Below are 22,055 nucleotides of genomic sequence, written 5' to 3'. Positions count from 1 at the left end.
GCAACAGCTCACTCATGACGCTTCTGCAAGCCCCGCCCGCTCATCCGTCCCCGTCCGCTCCGACGCCCACGCAGACGGCGGCCACGGCGGACGCACCCGCGCCGACCCGCCTCGTCGACCTCTTCGAATACGGGCTCGACGCCCCCATCTGCCTCACCTGGGAGCTCACCTACGCGTGCAACCTCTCCTGTGTGCACTGCCTCTCGAGCTCGGGCCGGCGCGATCCGCGCGAGCTCACGACCGACGAGGCCAAGGGCGTCATCGACGAGCTCGAGCGCATGCAGGTCTTCTACGTGAACATCGGCGGCGGCGAGCCGACAGTGCGCTCAGACTTCTGGGAGCTCGTCGACTACGCCACCGCGCATCACGTCGGCGTGAAGTTCTCGACCAACGGTGTCAAGATCAGCCCCGAGGTCGCCCAGCGGCTCGCCTCGAGCGATTACGTCGACGTGCAGATCTCGCTCGACGGCGCGACCGCCGAGGTCAACGACTACGTGCGCGGCCCCGGCTCGTACGCGACGGCCATGCGCGCCATGCAGAACATGAAGGATGCCGGCTTCACGGGCTTCAAGATCTCGGTCGTCTGCACCCGGCAGAACATCGGCCAGCTCGACGAGTTCAAGGCGATCGCCGACCACTACGGCGCGCAGCTGCGGCTCACCCGCCTGCGGCCGTCCGGGCGCGGCGCGGATGTCTGGGACGAGCTGCATCCCCTGCCCGAGCAGCAGCGCGAGCTCTACGACTGGCTCGTCGCCAACGGCGAAGGCGTGCTCACGGGCGATTCCTTCTTCCACCTCTCGGCCTACGGCGAGGCGCTGCCCGGCCTCAACCTGTGCGGCGCCGGCCGCGTCGTCTGCCTCATCGACCCCATCGGCGACGTCTACGCGTGCCCCTTCGCGATCCACGAGGAGTTCCTCGCGGGCAATGTTCGCTCCGAGGGCGGTTTCCAGGAGGTCTGGCGCCACTCCGAGCTCTTCACGCGTCTCCGCCAGCCGCAGTCCGGCGGGGCGTGCACCTCGTGTCAGTTCTTCGACACCTGCAAGGGCGGCTGCATGGCCGCCAAGTTCTTCACCGGCCTGCCGCTCGACGGCCCCGACCCCGAGTGTGTGCAGGGATACGGAGAGGAGCTGCTGAAGAACCGCAAGGAGAAGCAGCTCCCCAAGCCGTCCGACGACCACTCGCACCGCACGACGCGGGCACCGCGGGCCGGGGGGAGCGTGTCAGGGATCAGTGCTGAGGGGATGCTGTCGAGCGCCTCGTCCGCGGGGTCTGGAACGGCGCCGTCGGGCATGGGCCCGGTGCGCCTCACGCTGAGCCGTCGCCGGGATCTCGAACGCCCGCCCGTCAGCGACTGCGACGAGAGCCCGCTCGCGGGCTTCGGCATCCTGCGTGCGCCCTCATCGCCGCAGTCATCGTCGCAGTCGCCGGCGGAGTCGTCGAGCGCCGGGTGTGGATGCGGTGGCACAGGAGCCTCAGGGCATGCAGGGGGTTCAGGAGGGGGTGCCTGCGGCTGTAGCTGAGGCTGTGATTCGCAACGCGGATCGACGTGAGAGCGCCTGGTCCGCTCGGAGCAGAGAGCCACGGATCGAGACATCCGATCCGCGTTGACGAGAATCGGAAGGAGCACGCAATGGGGCGTGTAGAGGGAAGAGTCGCATTCGTCACGGGGGCCGCCCGTGGCCAGGGTCGCAGTCACGCGATCCGTCTGGCGCAGGAGGGCGCCGACATCATCGCCGTCGACATCTGCAGTCAGATCGACAGTGTGCCGTTCCCGATGGGAACACCCGAGGATCTCGCCGAGACCGTTCGCCAGGTCGAGGCGCTCGACCGGCGGATCGTCGCGACGCAGGCCGACACCCGCGACTTCGGCGCCCTGCAGGCCGCACTCGACGCCGGCGTCGCCGAGCTCGGCCGACTCGACATCGTCGCCGCCAATGCGGGGATCGGGAGCTTCGGCCCTGCCGACGAGCTGCCGGAGGAGACCTGGCGCGACGTCGTCGACACCAACCTCACGGGGGTGTGGCACACGGCCAAGGCGGCCATCCCGCACCTGCGAGCCGGAGGCCGCGGGGGCTCGATGATCCTCACGAGCTCGGCCGCCGGGCTCATGGCCTACCCGAACATGGCGCACTACGTGGCGGCGAAGCACGGTGTCGTGGGGCTCATGCGCACTCTCGCTCTCGAGCTCGCGCCCGACATGATCCGGGTCAACAGCGTGCACCCCACGAGCGTGAACACGCCCATGATCCACAACCCCGCGACGTACGCGCTCTTCGCACCCGACCTCAGCGAGGAGGAGCGCACGCTCGAGACGCTCACGGCGCGGTTCGCGACCATGAACGCCCTGCCCATCCCGTGGGTGGAGGCGCTCGACATCTCGAACGCCGTGCTGTTCCTCGCCTCCGACGAGGCGCGGTACATCACGGGCGTGACCCTGCCGGTCGACGCCGGCACGCTCATCGCATAGCGCGACATCGCACGACCACCACGATACGAGCAACACGATACGAGGAGCAGGAAATGGGAAGACTGGACGGCAAAGTCGCCTTCATCACGGGCGCGGCCCGTGGCCAGGGTCGCAGCCATGCGATCCGTCTGGCGCAGGAGGGCGCCGGCATCATCGCGATCGACGCGTGCGAAGACCAGCCGAACGTGCCCTACCCGGGTGCGACGGAGGCCGATCTCGCCGAGACCGTTCGCCAGGTCGAGGCGCTCGACCGCCGGATCGTCGCGAAGAAGGCGGATGTCCGCGACTTCGGAGCCCTGAAAGCAGCCGTCGACGAGGGGGTCGCCGAGCTCGGCCGCCTCGACATCGTCTCGGCCAACGCCGGCATATCGGGCACCCCGCACGCCGCCGAGGACTTCGGCGACGAGGAGTGGAACGACATGCTCGACGTCAATCTCTCCGGGGTCTGGCGCACGGCCAAGGCCGCGATCCCGCACCTCAGGGCGGGAGGCCGCGGCGGCGCGATCGTGCTGACGAGCTCGGCCGCGGGGCTGCAGGCATACGCGAACGTCGCGCACTACGTCTCGGCGAAGCACGGCGTCGTGGGGCTCATGCGCACGCTCGCCCTCGAGCTCGCGCCCGACATGATCCGGGTGAACAGCATCCACCCGACGCAGGTCGACACCGACATGATCCAGAACGAGGCGATCTACCACCTCTTCCGGCCGGATCTCGAGCACCCGACGCGGGACGACTTCGCGCCGGCCTCGCAGAGCATGAACGCCCTGCCGATTCCGTGGGTCGAGCCCGTCGACATCTCCAACGCCCTGCTGTTCCTGGCCTCCGACGAGGCGCGCTACATCACGGGCGTCGCCCTGCCGGTCGATGCCGGCGCGGTCATCAAGTAGCGGCGTCGCCGACGCGCACGACGACCCCGGGGCTCATCACCCGACACCGGACAGGTCTCATCGACGCAGGATTCGTCAACAGGCAGGGCTCGTCAACAGCCAGGTTCATCAACAACCAGCTCATCAGCAAAAGAGGAGTACGACAATGGGAAGACTCGAGGGCAAGGTCGCCTTCATCACCGGCGCGGCCCGAGGGCAGGGCCGCAGCCATGCGCTGAGGATGGCGCAGGAGGGCGCTGACATCATCGCGATCGACATCGCGGCGCAGATGGACAGCGTGCCCTATCCGATGGCCACTCCGGAGGATCTCGCGGAGACGGTCCGGCAGGTCGAGGCGCTCGATCGGCGGATCGTCGCGACCCAGGCCGACGTGCGCGACTTCGGCGCGCTCCAGGCGGCGCTCGACACGGGCGTCGCGCAGCTCGGCCGGCTCGACATCGTGTCGGCGAACGCCGGGATCTTCAGCTTCGGCACGGCCGACGAGCTGAGCGAGGACGCCTGGAAGGACATGCTCGACGTCAACCTCACGGGTGTCTGGCACACGGCCAAGGCGGCCATCCCGCATCTCAAGGCGGGCGGACACGGCGGCTCGATCATCCTCACGAGCTCGGCCGCCGGGCTGATGGGCATGGCGAACATCGGGCACTACGTGGCGGCGAAGCACGGTGTCGTGGGGCTCATGCGCACGCTGGCGCTGGAGCTCGCGCCCGACATGATCCGGGTCAACAGCGTGCACCCCACCACGGTGAACACCGACATGATCCAGAACAGCGCGGCCTACGAGCTGTTCGCCCCGGATCTGCCGCCGGAGGAGCGCACCAAAGAGGTGCTGGGGCCGCGTTTCGCGACGATGAACGCTCTGCCGATCCAGTGGGTCGAGCCTGTCGACATCTCGAACGCGGTGCTGTGGCTCGCCTCCGACGAGTCGCGCTACGTCACGGGCGTCACCCTGCCGGTCGACGCGGGTGTGCTCATCAAATAGGTGCCCATCACGCAGGCGGAGCGGACAGAACCAGAGCGGACAGAACCAGAACAGCCGAGGAACACGAACGGAGGAGCAGGACATGGGAAGAGTCGAGGGCAAGGTCGCCTTCATCACCGGTGCGGCCCGGGGGCAGGGCCGTAGTCACGCGCTGAGGCTGGCGCAGGAGGGCGCCGACATCATCGCCGTCGACATCTGCGAGGAGATCCCGAGCATCGGCCGCTATTACCCCGGCGCCACCGAGGAGGATCTCGCGGAGACGGTCCGTCAGGTCGAGGCGCTCGACCGGCGCATCGTGGCGAGCAAGGCCGACGTGCGCGACTACGAGGGGCTGAAGGCGGCCCTCGACGACGGCGTCGCGCAACTGGGCCACGTCGACATCGTGAGCGCCAACGCGGGGGTCTTCGCCTTCGGCGACAAGACCCACCTCGTGTCGGAGCAGGACTGGCAGGACGTCATCGACATCAACGAGACCGGCGTCTGGCACACCTGCAAGGCCGTCATCCCGCACCTGATCGAGCAGGGAACGGGCGGCTCGATGATCCTCACGAGCTCGACGGCCGGCCTCAAGGGAACCCCGAACGTGGCGGCCTACACCGCGAGCAAGCACGCGGTCGTGGGCATCATGCGCACCCTCGCGCTCGAGCTCGCGCCTTACCGGGTGAGGGTGAACACGGTGCATCCGACCGGTGTGGCCACGAACATGATCCTCAACGAGGCGACGTTCCGCTTGTTCATGCCGGATGTCGAGCACCCCACCCAGGAGCAGGCCGCCGAGGTCTTCGCCTCGACGAACGCTCTGCCCATCCCGTGGGTCGAACCCGTCGACATCAGCAACGCCGTGCTGTTCCTGGCCTCCGACGAGGCCCGGTACGTCACGGGCACCGAGCTCAAGATCGACGCCGGCTACACGATCAAATAGCGCCGTCGGGGTGCACCGGTGCCGTCGCGGCACACCAAGAAGCACCGAGAACAAGAAGCACAGAGAAGCAGAGCAGTAGGAGCAGAGGAGAAGGATCATGGGAAGACTGGACGGCAAGGTCGCCTTCGTCACGGGCGCGGCCCGGGGTCAGGGCCGCAGCCACGCGCTGAGGATGGCGCAGGAGGGCGCTGACATCATCGCGATCGACATCGCCGCGCAGATGCGCACGGTTCCCTATCCGATGTCGACGCCCGACGACCTCGCGGAGACGGTGCGGCAGATCGAGGCGCTCGACCGGCGGATCGTCGCGACCCAGGCCGACGTGCGCGACTTCGGCGCGGTGAAGTCCGCCGTCGACGACGGCGTCGCACAGCTCGGACGCCTCGACATCGTGTCGGCGAACGCCGGCATCTTCAGCTTCGGCACCATGGAGGAGCTCGACGAGGATGCCTGGGACGAGATGATCGGCGTCAACCTCACGGGCGTCTGGCACGCGGCGAAAGCCGCGATCCCGCACCTCAAGGCGGGCGGGCGCGGAGGCTCGATCATCCTGACGAGCTCGACGGCGGGGTTGATGGCGATTCCGAACGTCGGGCACTACGTCGCGGCGAAGCACGGCGTCGTGGGGCTCATGCGCACTCTCGCTCTCGAGCTCGCGCCCGACATGATCCGGGTCAACAGCGTGCACCCCACGAGCGTCGACACCGACATGATCCACAACGACGCGACCTACGAGCTGTTCGCCCCCGATCTCGAGAAGTCGGCGCGCACGAAGGAGGTGCTCGGCTCGCGGTTCCAGGCGCTCAACGCCCTGCCGATCCAGTGGGTCGAGCCGGTCGACATCTCGAACGCGGTGCTGTGGCTCGCCTCCGACGAGTCGCGCTACGTCACGGGCGTGACGCTTCCCGTCGACGCGGGATCGCTCATCAAGTGAGCCTGGCAGAGGAGGAGCGCGAGACGGTGCCGCGCCCCGACATCACCGAGACCCAGAGGCGGGTCGCCGCCCACCTCGTCGGCCGCGAGCGCGAGCTCGAGCTCACGCTCGCGGCCGTCGCCTCCGGTCGCGACATCGTGCTGGAGGGGCCGCCGGGCACGAGCAAGACCACGATGCTCAAGGCCATCACCGAGGAATGGGGCATCCCGCTGATGTTCGTCGAGGGCAACGCCGACCTGACGCCGGCCAAGCTCGTGGGCCACCACAACCCGGCCCGGGTGCTGCGCGAGGACTACAGCGCCGACAACTTCGTCGCCGGCCCTCTCGTCGAGGCCATGCAGGAGGGCGGGTTCCTCTACATCGAGGAGTTCAACCGCGCGCCCGAAGACACCCTCAACACCCTCCTGACCGCGATGGCCGACCGCTCCATCGCGATCCCGCGGGTCGGCACGGTCGTCGCGAAGCCCACCTTCCGTGTCATCGCCTCGATGAACCCGTACGACAACGTCGGAACGACCCGGCTCTCCACGAGTGTGCACGACCGGCTCAACCGCCTGGCGATCGGCTATCAGGACGCGGCGGCCGAGGAGGGCATCGTCACCCTGCGCACGCGGGCGAGCGGAGCCCTGGGGGAGCGGCTCGTGCGCGACGCGGTCGCCGTCACCCGCGCGACACGCGTGCATCCCGACATCCGTCAGGGCAGCAGCGTGCGCGGCGCGATCGACCTGGTGCTCGTCGCCGAGCAGCTCGCCGCGCTGAGAGGGCTCGAGGATGCCGGCAGCGAGCCGTACGCGCCTCTCGTCTACGACGCCATGGTCGTCGCCCTCTCGGGCCGCATCCACCTCGACGAGGCCGCCGAGACGACGCCCGAGCAGGTGCTGCGCGAGATCTGGGAGGACCGCTTCATCCTGCAGCCCGCCGTCGCCGCCCCCGGCTGAAGGGAGGTCGAGGCCGACTCGCCCGTGCGACGCGAGGGGCGGCGCGAACGCGCGAGCAGGCCCGCGCAGCCCCTGCGTCGCACACCGAAAGAGCTCGAGGAGGAACCGACGGTGTTCGAGGCGTCACCGGGCGCGGGAGGCATGGCGTTGCGCGCCGACCCCGCCCGGCAGGCAGCGCGCGCGACGGCGAGGCCGGGGGTGACCGCCCCGGGGTTCACCGACGAGCGCGGTGAGCTCGTGGCATCCGACGCCGACGCGGTCTCTGCCGTCGACGCGACGGTGCGTGCCCGCGCCCGACAGATCGCCGCGCGCCTGGCGATGCCCCGCCCCCGCACCGACCACCTGGCCCGGCGGGGGGCCGGCAAGCTCGCGAGCCTGCCCTACCGCGGCGGCTCGGACGACATCGACCTCGACCGCACGATCGAGGTGCTCGCGGAGCGGCCGGTGCCCGAGGAGGAGGACATCATCGTGCGCGAGCGGGTTCTCACCAAGCGCTCGGTCGTGCTCGCCGTCGACGTCTCCGGCTCGATGAAGGGGGAGCGGGTGCAGACCGCGGCGGCGACCGTAGGCGCGCTCGCGGGCGAGCTGCAGCACGATGCGCTCGCCGTCGTCGCATTCTGGTCGGATGCCGCGATCCTGCTGCACCTCGGTCAGGAGATCAAGTCCATGGAGCTGCTCGACGCCATGCTGCGCATCCCCGCCCGCGGGCTCACGAACGTCGCGTTCCCGCTCGAGCTCGCGACGAGGGAGCTCGCCCGGGTGCCGGTGCGCGACGCCCGCGTCATCCTGCTCTCGGACTGCGTGCACAACGCCGGTCCCGACCCCCGCCCGCTCGCCGCGCGGCTGCCGCGGCTCGACGTGCTGCTCGACGTGAGCGGTGAGAAGGATGTCGAGCTCGGCGCCGAGCTCGCACGGAAGGGCCACGGCACGCTGCAGCTCATCCGCACCCACCGCGACGTCGCGCCGGCGTTGAGCGCCCTCTTCCGGGGCTGAGCGCGGAGGCGGGACCGGCGCATCCTGCTCGACGGATGACACGCACACACGCACAACCACAAGACCGAACGACTGACAAGAACGACTGACAAGAACGATCGACGAGAACGACCGACAAGGAGAAAAGTCACATGACCGGAAGACTCGAGGGCAAGGTCGCCTTCATCACAGGAGCCGCGCGTGGCCAGGGCCGCGCCCACGCCGTCAAGCTCGCGCAGGAGGGCGCCGACATCATCGCCATCGACCTCGCCGGCCCCATCCCGCTCGTGCCCTACGACTCGCCGACGATGGACGACCTGCGCGAGACCGTGCGGCTCGTCGAGGCGCTCGACCGTCGCATCATCGTCGAGCAGGGCGACGTGCGCGAGCTGGAGGCCATGCGCGCCTTCGTCGACAGCTCCGTCGCCGAGCTCGGCCGGCTCGACATCGTGGTCGCCAACGCGGGAATCTGCATCCCCGCGCGATGGGATGAGACGACTCCGGAGATGTTCCAGGTCACGATGGACACGAACGTCGTCGGCGTCTGGAACACCGTCATGGTGGGCGCGCCGCACCTCGTGACGGCGGGCGGCGGCTCGATCATCCTGACGAGCTCGTACGCGGGCAAGAAGATCCAGCCGTTTATGGTGCACTACACCGCGAGCAAGCACGCCGTGACGGGTATGACGCGTGCTTTCGCCGCCGAGCTCGGCAAGCACGGCATCCGGGTCAACAGCGTGCACCCCGGAGCGGTCAACACCCCGATGGGCTCGGGCGACATGGTGGGCGCGCTCACCCACGCCGCCGAGAGCAACCCCGCGCTCAACAACATGGGCACGCCGTTCCTGCCGACCTTCGCCGCCGAGCCGGAGGACATCGCGAACGCGGTCGCCTTCCTCGCCTCCGACGACGCGCGGCTCATCACCTCCGAGCACCTCAGCATCGACCAGGGCGCGCAGTACTTCTAAGCAGCGCTCAGAATTTCCGACCAGCACCCAGACGCGATTCCCCGACAGTGCCCAGCTTATTTGGCACCGAGTGCCATTAGAATGAGAGCTGACCGGCACGCCGACGAGAACATGACAGAGAGGTAAGTCCAATGGCGAGAAACGCATGGTTCGAGACGGTCGCAGAGGCCCAGCGCCGGGCCAGGAAGCGGCTGCCGTCATCGGTGTACGGCGCGCTCGTCGCCGGCTCCGAGAAGGGCCTCACCTACGACGACAACATGGCGGCGTTCTCGGAGCTGGGGTTCGCCCCGCACGTCGCCGGGCACCAGGCCGCACGCGACCTCACGACGAGCGTCATGGGCATCCCGATCTCGCTGCCCGTTCTCATCTCGCCCACCGGGGTGCAGGCCGTGCACCCCGACGGCGAGGTGGCGGTGGCCCGGGCATCCGCCAACCGCGGCACGATCATGGGGCTGAGCTCGTTCGCGAGCAAGCCCGTCGAAGACGTCGCTGCGGCGAACCCGAACACCTTCTTCCAGATGTACTGGACGGGCACCCGCGACGCGATGGTGCAGCGGATGGAGCGCGCCCGCGCCGCGGGAGCGAAAGGCCTCATCGCCACGCTCGACTGGTCGTTCTCCAACGGGCGCGACTGGGGCAGCCCGACGATCCCCGACACGATGAACCTCAAGACGATGGTGACCTTCGCCCCCAACGTGCTGCCGCACCCGAAGTGGCTCTGGACCTTCGCGAAGGCCGGCCGCCTTCCCGACCTCACGACGCCCAACCTCACCGCACCCGGCGGCCAGGCGCCCACCTTCTTCGGCGCCTACTACGAATGGATGCAGACGCCCCCGCCCACCTGGGAGGACGTCGCCTGGCTGCGAGAGGCCTGGGGCGGCCCGTTTATGCTCAAGGGTGTCACCCGGGTCGATGATGCGCGGCGTGCCGTGGACGCCGGTGTCACGGCCATCTCCGTCTCCAACCACGGCGGCAACAACCTCGACGGCACCCCGGCGACCATCCGGGTGCTCCCCTCGGTGGTCGAGGCGATCAACGGGCAGATCGAGGTGCTGCTCGACGGCGGGGTGCGCCGGGGCAGCGACGTCGCCAAGGCGCTCGCGCTCGGTGCTCGGGCGGTCATGATCGGCCGCGCCTACCTCTGGGGCCTCGCGGCGAACGGCCAGGCCGGCGTCGAGAACGTGCTCGACATCCTGCGCGGCGGTCTCGACTCGGCCGTGCTGGGCCTCGGCCACTCCTCGATCGCCGAGCTCTCCCCGGCCGATCTCGTGATCCAGCCCGGGTTCACCCGCACGCTCGGCGCGGGCAGCCCGTCGGAGCCCGTCGCGACGTCGCCCTCCGCGAGCCCGACCCGCACCCGCACGGCGGCGAAGGCCGCGCCCACGAGAGCCACCGGGAAGGCCGCCTCCGGGAAGGCCGCCGCCGCGAAGACTGCCACCGCGAAGGGCGCCGGGGCGACGGCCCAGAGCACCGCCGCGAAGACGATGACGACGAACTCGACCCCGCCCGCAGTCGCCGCGACGGAGAAGTGAGGCCCGGGCGCGCGCACGCAGCGCGTGCGGGAGGAGCGCGTGCGAGAGGATGGTGACGCGACATCCGCGACGATGAAGCGACGATGAAGACGGAGAAGCGATGACCGCCACGAGCCTCGCCCGGAGCACCTGGCCGGTCGTCTCCCGAGGTGCCGTCGTGCTCGTGCCGACCGGGTCGGTCGAGCAGCACGGCCCGCACCTCCCGCTCGAGACCGACGGAATCGTCGCGACGGCGGTCGCCGAGAGGGCGGCCGAGCGGCTGCGGCTCGCCGATCCCGGCACGGCCGTGCTCGTGGCCCCGACGGTGCCGTACGGCGCGAGCGGCGAGCACCAGTCCTTTCCGGGCACCGTGTCGATCGGCCACGACGCCCTGCGCAGGATGCTCGTGGAGCTCGTGCGCTCCCTGCACGAGTGGGCGGGCCGGGTCGTGTTCGTCAACGGCCACGGCGGCAACGTGCCGTCGCTCACGGGCGCCGTCACGCAGCTGATCGCCGAAGGCCACGATCTGGCCTGGGCTCCGTGCGGGGTTCCGCACGGAGACGCCCACGCGGGGCGCACCGAGACCTCGCTGCTGCTGCATCTCGTGCCCTCGTCGGTCGAGCTCGATCGCGCCGAGCCGGGTAACGACACGCCTCTCGCCGAGCTCATGGGGCAGCTGACGGCGGGCGGGGTCGCCTCCGTCTCGCCCAACGGGATCCTCGGCGATCCGAGCGGTGCGAGCGCGGAGGAGGGCGAGGCGATCCTCGAGGCCATGGTCGCGAGCGCGGTCCGCCGTATCGAGGCGGGCCGGGTCGACGGGCGCGGGTGCCTGCGCGATCCGGAGCAGGCCGCTCAGGGCCAGACTCCCCAGGGGCTGCAGGACGGGGCGATCGGATGACCCTTCCCCGAGGTTTCGTCGTGAGGCTCAACCGGCACGCCCGCGTGCACGACGACGGCCGGTCCATCCTCGGCGGTGCGCCCACCCGCATGATCTACCTGACCGAGGCCGCTGCGGGCATGCTCGTCGACCGCACGGTGAGGGTCACGAGCGCGGGGACAGCCGCCCTCGCCGACCGCCTGCTCGAGCTCGGGATGGCAGACCCGCTCGTCGAGGAGCTCCCGCCCTTCGCCGGTGCGGGCGAGATGCGCGGCGAGGGAGCAGGTGGCGGGGCGGGCCAGGAGGCACTGCTCAGCTATGTCATCCCGGTGCGCGATCGCCCGCTCGCGCTCGACCGGCTGCTCGCGAGCATCCGGGCTGCGCAGCCGTGGTCCGGTGGCGACATCGGGACAGCGGGCGAGGACGCGCACAGCGCCGGTGCCGGGCACGCCGAGATCATCGTCGTCGACGACTGCTCCGACGATCCGCAGGCGATCGCAGACGTCGCCTGGGAGCACGACGCGAGGCTCGTGCGGCTGCCGGCCAACCTCGGCCCGGGCGGCGCGCGCAACGCGGGCCTCGCGGTCGTGGCGACGCCCTTCGTGGCCTTCGCCGACTCCGACGTGGTCGTGGACGCCCAGACCGTGCCCATCCTGCTGAAGCATTTCGCCGACCCGAAGGTCGCCATGGCCGCTCCCCGCATCGTGGGGCTCGCCGACGTGCGGCAGACGAACTGGATCGGCCGCTACGAAGACGCCCGCTCCTCGCTCGATCTCGGCAGCGACCCGGCGACCGTGCGCCCGCGCTCGCCCGTCTCGTGGGCGTCCACCGCTTTCGCCGTGGCCCGCGTCGACGCTCTCCGCGAGGGCGAGGGCTTCGACGCCGGGATGCGCGTGGGCGAAGACGTCGACCTCGTCTGGCGGCTCGTCGACCGGGGTTGGCGGGTTCGCTACGAGCCGGCCGCCCGCGCCGGACATGAGCACCGGGTGAGCTTCGGCGACTGGATCTCGCGCAAGGCGATCTACGGCACGGCCGCCCAACCGCTCGCGGAGCGGCATCCGCACGACATCGCGCCCGCCGTGCTCGCCCCCTGGAGCGTGGGCGTCGTCGCGGCCCTGCTCGCGCAACGCCGGTGGTCGGTGCCCGTGGCGCTCGCGATCTCACTCGTGACCGCGGGACGGATCGCCTGGAAGCTGCGCAGGAACCGGCATCCGCTGCGTCTCGGCGTGTGGCTCACGGCGAACGGGGTCGGTGGCGCCCTCGGGCAGGCGATGTCGCTTATGCTGCGGCACTGGTGGCCGATCGCCGCGATCGCCGCGGTGTTCTCGAGACGGGCCCGTCGGGCGGTCGCCGTGGCCGCGGTCGCCGACGTGGCTCTGCGCTACCGGCAGAACGAGGCGAAGCTCGACCCCGTGCGCTTCGGGGTCGCCCGCCGCCTCGACGACCTCGCCTACGGCGCCGGCGTCTGGTTCTCGGCGATCCGGGGCCGGTCGATCGCCGCTCTCAAGCCCGACCTGCGCCGCCACCGCTAGCCCGCCGGCGCGCCGGCCCGCCGGCCCGCCGGCGGGTCACGGCGCACGCTGTTCGTCGCGGCGCACTCGCGAACGTGCGCCGCGACGATTACAGTGCGCCGCGAGGGCAGGATGAACAGCTCAGCGGGTGAGGAGGGCCGCGCGCTCGGGGTGCGCCTCGAACCAGTCGCCGACGTACCAGCACATGGGCACGATGCGGTAGTCGGTCGTCGTCTCGACGTCATCGACGGCGAAGGCGACGAGCTCGCCCGCGTAGCCGTGACCGCGGAACGGAGGGTTGGTGAAACTCCGCAGGAACGAGATGGCGCCGGCGTTGATCGTGTAGTCGAGCACACCGACGAGCTGGCCGCCGATACGCATGGCGTAGCGGCTGGCGTCGGGCTCGTGGGTGAACTCGTGCGCAGAGCCGCGGGCTGAGCTGCGTGAGGTCTCGGTGGTCACCGTTCAAGCCTACGTCCGGTTGTCCGAGAGCGGGCTCGGAGCCGGGCGCTGCTCAGAGGTCGGTCATGCTCAGAGGTCGGTCATGCTCAGAGGTCGGTCACGCTCAGAGGTTGATCATGTGGCCGGTGAGGCCGTGGAAGCCCTCCTGCAGCGCCTCGCTCAGCGTGGGGTGGGTGTGCACGTTGCGCGCGAGCTCGGTCGCGGTGAGGTCCCATTTCTGGGCGAGGGTGAGCTCGGGCAGCAGCTCCGAGACATCCGGGCCGATGAGGTGGCCGCCGAGAAGCTCGCCGTACTGCGCGTCGGCGATGAGCTTCACGAAGCCGGTGGTCTCGCCGAGGCCGTGCGCCTTGCCGTTGGCCATGAACGGGAAGGTGGCCACGCGGATGTCGCGGCCCTCGTCGCGCGCCTGCTGCTCGGTGAGGCCGAAGCTCGCGACCTGCGGCTGGCAGAACGTCGCGCGCGGCATCATCCGGTAGTCGCCGAGCGGCATGGTCTCGGCGCCACCGATCGTCTCCGCCGCCACGACGCCCTGCGCCTCGGCGACGTGCGCGAGCTGGAGCTTCGCCGTGACATCCCCGATCGCGTAGATGTGCGGCACGTTGGTGCGCATGTAGTCGTCGATGCCGATCGCGCCGCGCTCGGTGAGGGCGACGCCCGTCGTCTCGAGGCCGAAGCCCTCGACCCGGGGCGCGAAGCCCACCGACATGAGCACGCGGGCGGTCTCGATGCTCGACCGCGTGCCGTCTGCCGCGGTGTACGTCACGGTCACGGAGGAGCCGTTGTCGACGACCGTCTCGACCCTGGTCGAGGTGAGGATCGGGATGCCGATCTTCTTGTACGCCTTCGTGATCTCCTTCGACACGTCCGCGTCCTCGTTGGGGAGCGCACGGTCGAGGTACTCGATGATCGTGACGTCGACGCCGTAGTTGCGCAGCACGTAGGCGAACTCCATGCCGATCGCGCCGGCTCCGACGATGACGATCGAGGAGGGCAGCTCGCGGTCGAGGATCTGGGTCTCGAAGGTGACGACGTTGTCGCTCAGCTCGACGCCCGGCAGCAGACGCACGGTCGAGCCGGTCGCGATGATCGCGTTCGCGAAGGTGATGCGCTCGGTCCGACCGTCGGCGAGGGCCACGTCGAGGGTGTGCGGGTCGACGAAGGTGCCCCGGCCGTCGTACTCGGTGACCTTGTTCTTGCGCATGAGGAAGTGCACGCCCTTGACGCGCCCGTCGGCGACCTGGCGGCTGCGGTCCATGGCGACGCCGAAGTCGAAGCTCACCTCGCCCCGGATGCCGAACAGCTCCGCCTGGTGGGTGAAGATGTGGGCGAGCTCCGCGTTGCGCAGGAGGGCTTTGGAGGGGATGCATCCGACGTTGAGGCAGACCCCGCCCCAGTACTTCTCCTCGACGACGGCGACCGAGAGGCCGAGCTGGGCGGCGCGCACGGCGGCGACGTAACCGCCGGGACCGGCTCCGAGGATGACGACATCGTAGGCAGCAGACATAACCAGAACTCCTTGGCATCGGACGACATCAGCCACATTACCCCCGAGTGCGAGAGGGTTCGTGCGGCCCCGGGTGCGGCATCCGCCCGACCGCCGACGGCGTGCTCCTCCCTGCACGGCGGGGGCTCGAGGTGCTCGATTGCACAATGTGACGTTCTCATTTCGTGTTGTGCCCGGGGGCGCGGAAGGATCGGAGGAAAAGAGGAGCGCAATGACGAAGCAGATCTCGTTCAACCTTTTCGAGATGAACACGGTGGGTCACATCTCTCACGGACTGTGGGTGCACCCGTCGAACACGAGGCACCAGTTCAACGACCTCGACTTCTGGATCGCAGAGGCGAAACTGCTCGAAGAGGGGCTCTTCGACTCCGTCTTCCTCGCCGACGTCATCGGCACCTACGACGGCTACCGGGCGGGCCCCGAGACGGCGCTGCGCGAGGCCGTGCAGATCCCGAGCAACGACCCGCTGCTCGTGATCCCGGCGATGGCCTCCGTCACGAGCAAGCTCGGCTTCGCGGCCACCTTCTCGACCACCTACGAGCCGCCGTTCGCGTTCGCGCGCCGGGCGAGCACCCTCGACCACCTCACGAAGGGCCGCTTCGGCTGGAACATCGTGACCTCCTACCTGCCCAACGCCGCCCGCAACTTCAGCCTCGACGACGAGGTGGCCCACGACGACCGCTACGCGATCGCGGAGGAGTACCTCGACGTGCTCTACAAGCTGTGGGAGGGCTCGTGGGACGACGACGCGGTCGTGCGCGACCGCGACAACCACGTCTACACCGACCCCTCGAAAGTGCGCTACATCAACCACGTCGGCGAGCACTACAAGGTCGCGGGCCCCCACCTGAGCGAGCCGTCTCTGCAGCGCACCCCGGTGCTCTTCCAGGCGGGCAGCAGCGCGCGCGGCAAGGCCTTCGCGGCCCGTCACGCCGAGGGCGTCTTCGTCGGCGGCACGACACTCGAGTCCTACGCCAAGAACATCGCCGACATCCGGCAGCTCGCCGAGGAGAACGGCCGCGGTCGCGACCACGTCAAGACCTTCGCGAGCGCCGTGATCGTCGTCGACAAAGACCGCGAGTCGGCCCTCGCCAAGGCCGAGGAGTACAAGCGGCTCTCGCGTGCTGAAGGCTACCTGGCGCACGCGGGCGGCGGCGGCATCGACCTCGCCGCCTACCCGAAAGACGCGCTCATCGCCGACATCCTCGCCGCCGAGAATCGCGCCGGCCGCGACAACTCGCCCGAGAACCGCCGCTACGCGCCCGGCGCGACCGTGGGCGAGGCGCTCGAGAGGCTCACGAACTTCGACCAGAGCGCCTTCTACGTGGCCGGCTCGCCCACCGAGGTCGCCGACGCGATCGAGAACTGGGTCGCGACGACCGATCTCGACGGGTTCAACCTGCGTCAGTTCCTCACACCGGGATCCGCGGAGGACTTCATCGAATACGTCATCCCCGAGCTGCAGAGGCGCGGGCTGTACCGCACGGCCTACGGCGAGTCGACCCTGCGCGAGCGGCTCTTCGGTGCCGGTCAGCAGCGGCTCTTCGATGAGCACCCCGGTGCTCGTTACCGCGGCGGCGCGCACCTGAACGACGCGGCACTCCCGAACGACGCGGCGCAGGATGCCGCGGCCGCCGAGCTGGGCGAGCGGGCGAGTTGAGCGGCGGCGGCCCGAGCGACGCGCAGCTCGCCGAACGTTTCGGCCCCGTCTTCGAGCGGATCGCGGCGGGAGCGGTCGAGCGCGAGCGTTCGCGGAGACTTCCCTACGACGAGATCGGCTGGCTGAAGGAGGCGGGCTTCGGTGCCCTGCGCGTCCCTGTCGAGTACGGGGGCATCGGTGCGAGCATGTCGCAGACGGTGGCGCTGCTCATCGAGCTCGGGGCGGCCGACTCCAACCTGCCGCAGGCTCTGCGCGGGCACTTCGCCTTCGTCGAGGGGCGTCGCCGCACCCGCGACGAGGCCTCCCGCGCCGAATGGTTCCGGCTCATCTCCGCCGGTGCGCTCGTGGGCAACGCGCAGGCCGAACGTGGGCCGGAGACCGGCACCACGGCGGTGCTCGTCGCGAACGGCGACGGCAGCCTCGCCCTGAGCGGCACGAAGTACTACAGCACGGGCACGATCTACGCCGACTGGGTGATCACGGCCGCGAAGCTCGGCGACGAGCTGCTCTCGGTCGTCGCGTCGACCACCGCCGAGGGCGTCACGCGCCTCGACGACTGGGACGGCTTCGGCCAGCGGATGACGGGCAGCGGCACGACCGTCTTCGACTCCGTGCGGGTGGAGCCGGCCCACGTCATCCGCCTGGGCGACGACGAGGCGCACGAGCATGCCAGCATCCTCGCGCTCTTCCAGACGGTGCTCATGGCGGCGCTCGCGGGCATTGCGCGCGCCGTGCTGCGCGACGCCGTCGACTTCGTGCGGCCGCGAACGCGATCGTTCGGGGTCATGGGCGCCTCGACCCCGCGCACCGACCCGCTCGTGCAGGGCGTCGTCGGGCGGTTGTCGAGCCTCGCCTTCTCGGCGGAATCGCTCGTGCTCGCCGTGGCGGCGCGCCTCGACGCGATCGACGCGGCCCGGGCGCTCACGTTCGAGGGCGGGCAGGGCTCGGCGCCGGTTGCGGAGCTGGACTCCGTGCCGGATTCCGTGCCGGCCGCGCAGGGCTCGGCCGCGCTGCACACGGCCGCCCAGATCGCCGCGTTCCAGGCCCAGCAGATCGTTCTGCCGACGGTGCTCGAGGCGACGACCCTGCTCTTCGAGGTGGGCGGCGCCTCCGCGACGAGCGAGGAGCGGGCCCTCGACCGGCACTGGCGCAACGCGCGCACGATCGCGACCCACAACCCCGCGATCTACCGCGAGCAGCAGCTCGGCGACTACGAGCTCAACGGCACCCTCCCGGTCGCCGGCTGGGTCAAGGAGACCCTCGCCCGTCGCGCCGCCGATGCGGCAGGCGCCGCGCCTGACGCGTGACGCTGGCGCGAGAGGCCGACGCGTGACGCTGGCGCTGGCGTGTGACGCTGACGCTGGCGCGTAACGCTGACGCTGACGCTGACGCTGACGCTGACGCTGACGCTGACGCTGACGCTGACGCTGGCCCTTGTGCGTGACGCGGACGCGTGACGGTGACGGTGACGCTGACGCGTGACGCTGGCGCGTGACGCTGACGCGTGGCGCTGACGCGTGAGGCAGTGTTGCCCGTCGCCCCTGCCTGACGACGCTGCCCGCGCCTGACGCTGCCCGCGCCTGACGCTGCCCGCGCCTGATGCTGCGCGGCTGAGCTGCTCGCGCCTGACGCTGCGCGCTTGAGCTGCTCGCACCCGACACCGCATTCGAGTCGAGCGCTGCATCGCCGTAACGTCGCGGCACGTGAAAGTCCCGCCGGCCCGTCGAATTTCGGGGGCCGGCGGGACTTTCACGTGCCGCGAGTCTGCTGTGGCGGGCAGATCGGCCGGAGCGGCGGCGGAATCTGCGCGTTGAGTGAGCTGTCGGCATCCGCTGCTCTGCATCGTCACCGTGCAGTCCGTTACCGCGTCGACACCTCTACTGCGTCGACACATCGCGTCCGCTGGGGCTTTCCACCTGCCCGGATCAGTATCGCTCAGCCGGCTCTTCTCAGTGCTTCGACGGCACGCACACGCAGCTCGCCATTCGCAGCCTTTCCGGGGCGCGGCAGGCTGCTGGACGTCAACTTGTCGGGCGCCAGGGATTGCTGGGCGTCAGGGATTTGCTAGACGTCAGGGAGTTGCTAGACGTCAGGGCGGCGGTAACTCAGACTGTTGCTCAGCGGCGCAGGGCCTTGCGCGCCAGCCAGTTGCCGAGGAACTGCACGACCTGCACGAGGATCACGATCACGACGACCACGACGAAGGTGATCTCCCAGTTGAAGCGGGCGTAGCCGTACTGGATCGCGAAGTCGCCGAGCCCGCGTCCGCCGATCGAGCCGGCGATGGCCGACATGTCGACGATCGCGATGAACACGAAGGTGTAGCCGAGGATGAGCGGCCCGAGCGCCTCGGGGATCAGCAGGGTCAGGATGATCCGCCACGGCCCCGCACCGGCGGCCCGAGCGGCCTCGATGGTGCCCGGATCGATCGTCACGAGGTTCTGCTCGACGATGCGCGCGATGCCGAAGGTGGCGCCGACGACCATCGTGAAGATGGCCGCGTTGGAGCCGATCGTCGTGCCCACGACGGCGAGCGTCACAGGCCCGAGGGCGGCGATGAGGATGATGAACGGGATGGGCCGGAAGATGTTGACGATCACGTTGAGCACGTTGAACACGACGACGTTCTGCAGGATGCTGCCCTTGCGCGTCGTGTAGAGGAACACACCCAGCACGAGGCCGAGCAGCCCGCCGAGCAACAGGGTCGCCGTGACCATGTAGAGGGTTATCCACAGATTCTCGAAGAGCAGTGGGAGCATCTGCCCCCAGTCCGTCGTGACGGTGTGCGCCGGCCCGGTCAGGGCGGTCACTGCGGTCAGGGCGCTCATGAGCGGACCTCCTCGACGGTCGTCACGGTTCTCAACTGGGCCAAGAAGGCGTCGATGCCGTCATCCGGCCCGTTGAGCTCGAGGGTGAGGCTGCCGAAGGAGCGCTCCTGGATGGCGCCGATGCCGCCGTAGACGACCTCGAACCGTACCCCGTGCTCCGTGAAGGCGTGGGTGAGGATGTCGCCGATGCGAACCGACTCGTGGATCTCGACGTTCACGATCCGGCCGCTGTGCACCTTCTGCAGCCGGTCGAGGTCGGTGTGGCTGGGCTGGTTGCGGATGACGGTGCTGATGAACCGGCGCGCCGTGTCGGTCTGCGGGTCGGAGAAGATGTCGAAGACCGCGCCCTGCTCGACGATCTTGCCCTTCTCGAGCACGGCGACGCGGTCGGCGATGGAGCGCACGACATCCATCTCGTGCGTGATGACGATGATCGTCACGCCGAGCTCCCGATTGACCTTCTGCAGCAGGCGCAGCACCTCCTGCGTCGTCTCCGGGTCGAGGGCGCTCGTCGACTCGTCGGCGAGGAGGAGCTTCGGCGAGGTGGCGAGGGCGCGTGCCACGCCCACCCGCTGCTTCTGGCCGCCCGAGAGCTGGTCGGGGTAGTCGTGCGCGCGGTCGAGCAGCCCGACGAAGTCGAGGAGCTCGGCGACGCGCCGGTCGCGGGCCTCCTTCTTCCAGCCGGCGACGCGAAGCGGGTAGGCGACGTTGCCGGCCACGGTGCGCGAGCGGAAGAGGTTGAACTGTTGGAAGATCATGCCGATGCCGAGGCGCACCTTCCGCAGCTCGGATTCGCGCATGGCCCCGATGTCGTTGCCGTCGACGATGAGACGGCCGCCCGTGATGCGCTCGAGCCCGTTGACGAGGCGCACGAGGGTGCTCTTGCCGGCGCCGGAGTAGCCGATGACACCGAAGATCTCGCCCTCCTCGATCGACAGGTCGATGCCGTCGATCGCCGTGACGGTCTGCTGTTTGGTCTCGAACGTCTTCGAGACGCCTTCGAATTGCACGATTGTTGGCACGATTTCACTTCTGTCGGTCGTGGGGGTCAGACGGTGCTGCCGGTGGTACTGGTGGTGCGGTTGGTTCTGGTGGCGCTGATGCTGCTGTGGGCGGTTCATCACGATGCGCTGCCGGACCGATGTGGGTCCGGCAGCGCATCGTGCGAGCTGGTGCCGGCGGCCAGGGTGGTGCTGGGCCGGCGGGGGAGTGCGACTACTCGGCGGCGGCGACTTCCTTCTGGATGTCGGCCAGGAGTCCGCGCAGCTCTTCACCGGTGTAGCCGTCGACGATCACCGCGGTGCCGTTCGACGAGGCGACGACCGCCTCGAGCACCTCGGGGTCGTGGTACAGCTCGGCGATCTTCGCGAACGTCGGGTTGTCGACCTCGTCGGCACGCGAGACGATCAGGTTGATGTACGGCTGCGCGCCGGGGGAGCTGGGGTCGTCGGCGAAGATCGCGGTCTTCGGGTCGATCCCGGCATCCTGCACGTAGTTGTTGTTGATGACCGAGCCGTCGACCGAGGGCAGCGAGAGGGCCGTCTGCGCGGCATCCACCGTGGCGACGGTCACCCGCGAGTTGGCGGTGTCGATGTCGGCCGGGGTCGGCGCGAACTTGTCGCCCGTGAGAGTGATGAGGCCGGCCGCTTCGAGCACGAAGAGCGCACGAGCCTGGTTCGACGGGTCGTTGGGGATCGCGATGGTTCCGCCCTGGGGGATCTCGTCGACCGAGGTCCACTTCTGCGAGTAGAGGCCCAGCGGCACGATGAGCGTCGAGGCGATCGGCTGCAGGTCGTTGTCGGTGTCGACGTTGTACTGCGCGAGGAAGCGCAGGTGCTGGAACATGTTCAGGTCGATCTGGCCCTCCTGCAGAGCGGGGTTGGGCTGCTGGTAGTCGGTGAAGTTGACCGTCTCGATCGTGATGCCTTCGGCGGCGGCCTTCTCCTTGAGGAGGTCCCAGTAGGGCTGGCTCGCGTCGGAGGTGCCGATCTTCACGACCACGGGCGCAGCACTGCCATCGGCCTCAGCGGCGGGCTTCGCAGCGGTGAGGTTGACGACGATGAGCACCACGGCGACGATGATCACAACGACGCCGATGAGGATGCCGGTGATCAGGCCGGCCCGGCCCTTCTTCTTCTCGGGGAGTCGCGGCGGGAGCTGCGGCGCCGTGCCGGGGGTGTTGTCAGACATGCTGCCTCTTTCGTTCACGCTGTGGGTGCCGGATGCCGGTGCTGCACCGGCCCGGCGGGTGCTGGTCATGACAGCGCTGTGTGGGGGCAGCACTGTGCGGTCATGCCAGCTTCGGGGCTCCCTGTGCGTGCGCCAAACAAGGTTCCGAACTGTGACCCTCCATGACGAAACATTGCAGTCACGGTCGTCTGAGGATGAAGCGATGCCGCCGATGCACTAGGTTTGGCGGCCTCGGGTGGGGTGTGGCCGTGCCCTTTCATGCGGGTGGGCTGGGCGATCGCGGAGTGATCAGGCCTGCCAGACTGTCAGAGCAGCAGGGCATTCAGATCGGCGAGGCGTTCAGAGCAAGGTCTCTCGTGTCTCACGCTAATGCCCGGCTGGCTCCGGCCGGCAGGTTGATCATGGTCCAACGCATCGGGTCGGGGCGAGCGGTCGCTCACGT

General features: G+C 69.6%; 19 protein-coding genes. 14 read left to right on the top strand and 5 right to left on the bottom strand.

Annotated features, from left to right (window positions below; all coding sequences use genetic code 11):
* The first annotated feature begins 14 nt into the window (after nt 1-14).
* The 12 genes from mftC to mftF all read left to right on the top strand — a co-directional run bounded on the left by mftC (nt 15) and on the right by mftF (nt 12,990).
* Nucleotides 15-1,520 carry a mycofactocin radical SAM maturase gene (gene mftC, locus CLV54_RS16390; RefSeq protein WP_100346081.1) on the top strand — a complete coding sequence of 502 codons (1,506 nt, stop codon included), beginning with the start codon at nt 15-17 and terminating at the stop codon, nt 1,518-1,520.
* 110 nt (nt 1,521-1,630) lie between these two features.
* Nucleotides 1,631-2,467 carry a mycofactocin-coupled SDR family oxidoreductase gene (locus CLV54_RS16385; RefSeq protein WP_100346080.1) on the top strand — a complete coding sequence of 279 codons (837 nt, stop codon included), beginning with the start codon at nt 1,631-1,633 and terminating at the stop codon, nt 2,465-2,467.
* A gap of 53 nt (nt 2,468-2,520) precedes the next feature.
* Nucleotides 2,521-3,354 (top strand): mycofactocin-coupled SDR family oxidoreductase, encoded by an 834-nt coding sequence (locus CLV54_RS16380; protein WP_100346079.1) that lies wholly within the window; start codon nt 2,521-2,523, stop codon nt 3,352-3,354.
* Between the two features lie 145 nt (nt 3,355-3,499).
* The gene (locus CLV54_RS16375) at nt 3,500-4,336 is read left to right on the top strand and encodes a mycofactocin-coupled SDR family oxidoreductase (protein WP_100346078.1); all 837 of its coding nucleotides are present in this window, start codon (nt 3,500-3,502) and stop codon (nt 4,334-4,336) included.
* An 82-nt stretch (nt 4,337-4,418) separates the two neighbouring features.
* Nucleotides 4,419-5,258: a mycofactocin-coupled SDR family oxidoreductase gene (locus tag CLV54_RS16370; protein ID WP_100346077.1), complete on the top strand. Its 840-nt coding sequence runs from the start codon at nt 4,419-4,421 to the stop codon at nt 5,256-5,258.
* Nucleotides 5,259-5,355: 97 nt separating this feature from the next.
* The gene (locus tag CLV54_RS16365) at nt 5,356-6,192 is read left to right on the top strand and encodes a mycofactocin-coupled SDR family oxidoreductase (protein ID WP_100346076.1); all 837 of its coding nucleotides are present in this window, start codon (nt 5,356-5,358) and stop codon (nt 6,190-6,192) included.
* Nucleotides 6,189-7,130 (top strand): AAA family ATPase, encoded by a 942-nt coding sequence (locus CLV54_RS16360; protein WP_211294587.1) that lies wholly within the window; start codon nt 6,189-6,191, stop codon nt 7,128-7,130. Before CLV54_RS16365 ends, CLV54_RS16360 begins: the two co-directional genes overlap by 4 nt.
* Before the next feature lie 111 nt (nt 7,131-7,241).
* The gene (locus CLV54_RS16355; RefSeq protein WP_211294586.1) at nt 7,242-8,123 is read left to right on the top strand and encodes a vWA domain-containing protein; all 882 of its coding nucleotides are present in this window, start codon (nt 7,242-7,244) and stop codon (nt 8,121-8,123) included.
* Between the two features lie 131 nt (nt 8,124-8,254).
* Nucleotides 8,255-9,070, top strand: coding sequence for a mycofactocin-coupled SDR family oxidoreductase (locus CLV54_RS16350; RefSeq protein WP_100346075.1), 816 nt, complete (start codon nt 8,255-8,257; stop codon nt 9,068-9,070).
* A gap of 131 nt (nt 9,071-9,201) precedes the next feature.
* Nucleotides 9,202-10,602, top strand: coding sequence for a pre-mycofactocin synthase MftD (mftD, locus tag CLV54_RS16345; protein WP_100346074.1), 1,401 nt, complete (start codon nt 9,202-9,204; stop codon nt 10,600-10,602).
* Between the two features lie 100 nt (nt 10,603-10,702).
* The gene (gene mftE, locus CLV54_RS16340; protein ID WP_100346073.1) at nt 10,703-11,479 is read left to right on the top strand and encodes a mycofactocin biosynthesis peptidyl-dipeptidase MftE; all 777 of its coding nucleotides are present in this window, start codon (nt 10,703-10,705) and stop codon (nt 11,477-11,479) included.
* Nucleotides 11,476-12,990: a mycofactocin biosynthesis glycosyltransferase MftF gene (gene mftF, locus CLV54_RS16335; protein ID WP_100346072.1), complete on the top strand. Its 1,515-nt coding sequence runs from the start codon at nt 11,476-11,478 to the stop codon at nt 12,988-12,990. Before mftE ends, mftF begins: the two co-directional genes overlap by 4 nt.
* 120 nt (nt 12,991-13,110) lie before the next feature.
* On the opposite strand, the gene CLV54_RS16330 is transcribed toward mftF, so the two are convergent.
* Nucleotides 13,111-13,431 carry a GNAT family N-acetyltransferase gene (locus tag CLV54_RS16330; protein ID WP_342745301.1) on the bottom strand — a complete coding sequence of 107 codons (321 nt, stop codon included), beginning with the start codon at nt 13,429-13,431 and terminating at the stop codon, nt 13,111-13,113.
* A gap of 103 nt (nt 13,432-13,534) precedes the next feature.
* A complete protein-coding gene (gene lpdA / locus CLV54_RS16325) occupies nt 13,535-14,935 on the bottom strand; it encodes a dihydrolipoyl dehydrogenase (protein ID WP_100346071.1) in 1,401 nt (466 codons plus the stop codon).
* Between the two features lie 211 nt (nt 14,936-15,146).
* Between lpdA and CLV54_RS16320 the strand changes: the two genes are divergently transcribed.
* Together CLV54_RS16320 and CLV54_RS16315 are read left to right on the top strand one after the other, a co-directional pair.
* Nucleotides 15,147-16,595 (top strand): NtaA/DmoA family FMN-dependent monooxygenase, encoded by a 1,449-nt coding sequence (locus CLV54_RS16320; RefSeq protein WP_100346070.1) that lies wholly within the window; start codon nt 15,147-15,149, stop codon nt 16,593-16,595.
* Complete coding sequence (locus tag CLV54_RS16315) at nt 16,592-17,902, top strand: acyl-CoA dehydrogenase family protein (protein WP_100346069.1); 1,311 nt, start codon at nt 16,592-16,594, stop codon at nt 17,900-17,902. The genes CLV54_RS16320 and CLV54_RS16315 overlap by 4 nt, the downstream gene beginning before the upstream one ends.
* 810 nt (nt 17,903-18,712) lie before the next feature.
* On the opposite strand, the gene CLV54_RS16310 is transcribed toward CLV54_RS16315, so the two are convergent.
* The 3 genes from CLV54_RS16310 to CLV54_RS16300 form a co-directional block, all read right to left on the bottom strand.
* Nucleotides 18,713-19,354: a methionine ABC transporter permease gene (locus CLV54_RS16310; protein WP_245861789.1), complete on the bottom strand. Its 642-nt coding sequence runs from the start codon at nt 19,352-19,354 to the stop codon at nt 18,713-18,715.
* Between the two features lie 65 nt (nt 19,355-19,419).
* Nucleotides 19,420-20,445 carry a methionine ABC transporter ATP-binding protein gene (locus tag CLV54_RS16305; protein WP_245861786.1) on the bottom strand — a complete coding sequence of 342 codons (1,026 nt, stop codon included), beginning with the start codon at nt 20,443-20,445 and terminating at the stop codon, nt 19,420-19,422.
* 193 nt (nt 20,446-20,638) lie between these two features.
* Complete coding sequence (locus CLV54_RS16300) at nt 20,639-21,613, bottom strand: MetQ/NlpA family ABC transporter substrate-binding protein (protein ID WP_100346067.1); 975 nt, start codon at nt 21,611-21,613, stop codon at nt 20,639-20,641.
* Between the last annotated feature and the right edge of the window lie 442 nt (nt 21,614-22,055).

The organism is Compostimonas suwonensis (assembly GCF_002797855.1).
GTDB lineage: Bacteria > Actinomycetota > Actinomycetes > Actinomycetales > Microbacteriaceae > Compostimonas > Compostimonas suwonensis.
This window is presented reverse-complemented; position numbering and strand designations above follow the sequence as displayed.

What these genes read in the sequence shown, in the direction of transcription:
- mftC (WP_100346081.1), top strand. Translation starts at nt 15, where the DNA reads ATGACGCTTCTGCAAGCCCCGCCCGCTCATCCGTCCCCGTCCGCTCCG.
- CLV54_RS16385 (WP_100346080.1), top strand. Translation starts at nt 1,631, where the DNA reads ATGGGGCGTGTAGAGGGAAGAGTCGCATTCGTCACGGGGGCCGCCCGT.
- CLV54_RS16380 (WP_100346079.1), top strand. Translation starts at nt 2,521, where the DNA reads ATGGGAAGACTGGACGGCAAAGTCGCCTTCATCACGGGCGCGGCCCGT.
- CLV54_RS16375 (WP_100346078.1), top strand. Translation starts at nt 3,500, where the DNA reads ATGGGAAGACTCGAGGGCAAGGTCGCCTTCATCACCGGCGCGGCCCGA.
- CLV54_RS16370 (WP_100346077.1), top strand. Translation starts at nt 4,419, where the DNA reads ATGGGAAGAGTCGAGGGCAAGGTCGCCTTCATCACCGGTGCGGCCCGG.
- CLV54_RS16365 (WP_100346076.1), top strand. Translation starts at nt 5,356, where the DNA reads ATGGGAAGACTGGACGGCAAGGTCGCCTTCGTCACGGGCGCGGCCCGG.
- CLV54_RS16350 (WP_100346075.1), top strand. Translation starts at nt 8,255, where the DNA reads ATGACCGGAAGACTCGAGGGCAAGGTCGCCTTCATCACAGGAGCCGCG.
- mftD (WP_100346074.1), top strand. Translation starts at nt 9,202, where the DNA reads ATGGCGAGAAACGCATGGTTCGAGACGGTCGCAGAGGCCCAGCGCCGG.
- mftE (WP_100346073.1), top strand. Translation starts at nt 10,703, where the DNA reads ATGACCGCCACGAGCCTCGCCCGGAGCACCTGGCCGGTCGTCTCCCGA.
- mftF (WP_100346072.1), top strand. Translation starts at nt 11,476, where the DNA reads ATGACCCTTCCCCGAGGTTTCGTCGTGAGGCTCAACCGGCACGCCCGC.
- lpdA (WP_100346071.1), bottom strand. Translation starts at nt 14,935, where the DNA reads ATGTCTGCTGCCTACGATGTCGTCATCCTCGGAGCCGGTCCCGGCGGT.
- CLV54_RS16320 (WP_100346070.1), top strand. Translation starts at nt 15,147, where the DNA reads ATGACGAAGCAGATCTCGTTCAACCTTTTCGAGATGAACACGGTGGGT.
- CLV54_RS16310 (WP_245861789.1), bottom strand. Translation starts at nt 19,354, where the DNA reads ATGCTCCCACTGCTCTTCGAGAATCTGTGGATAACCCTCTACATGGTC.
- CLV54_RS16300 (WP_100346067.1), bottom strand. Translation starts at nt 21,613, where the DNA reads ATGTCTGACAACACCCCCGGCACGGCGCCGCAGCTCCCGCCGCGACTC.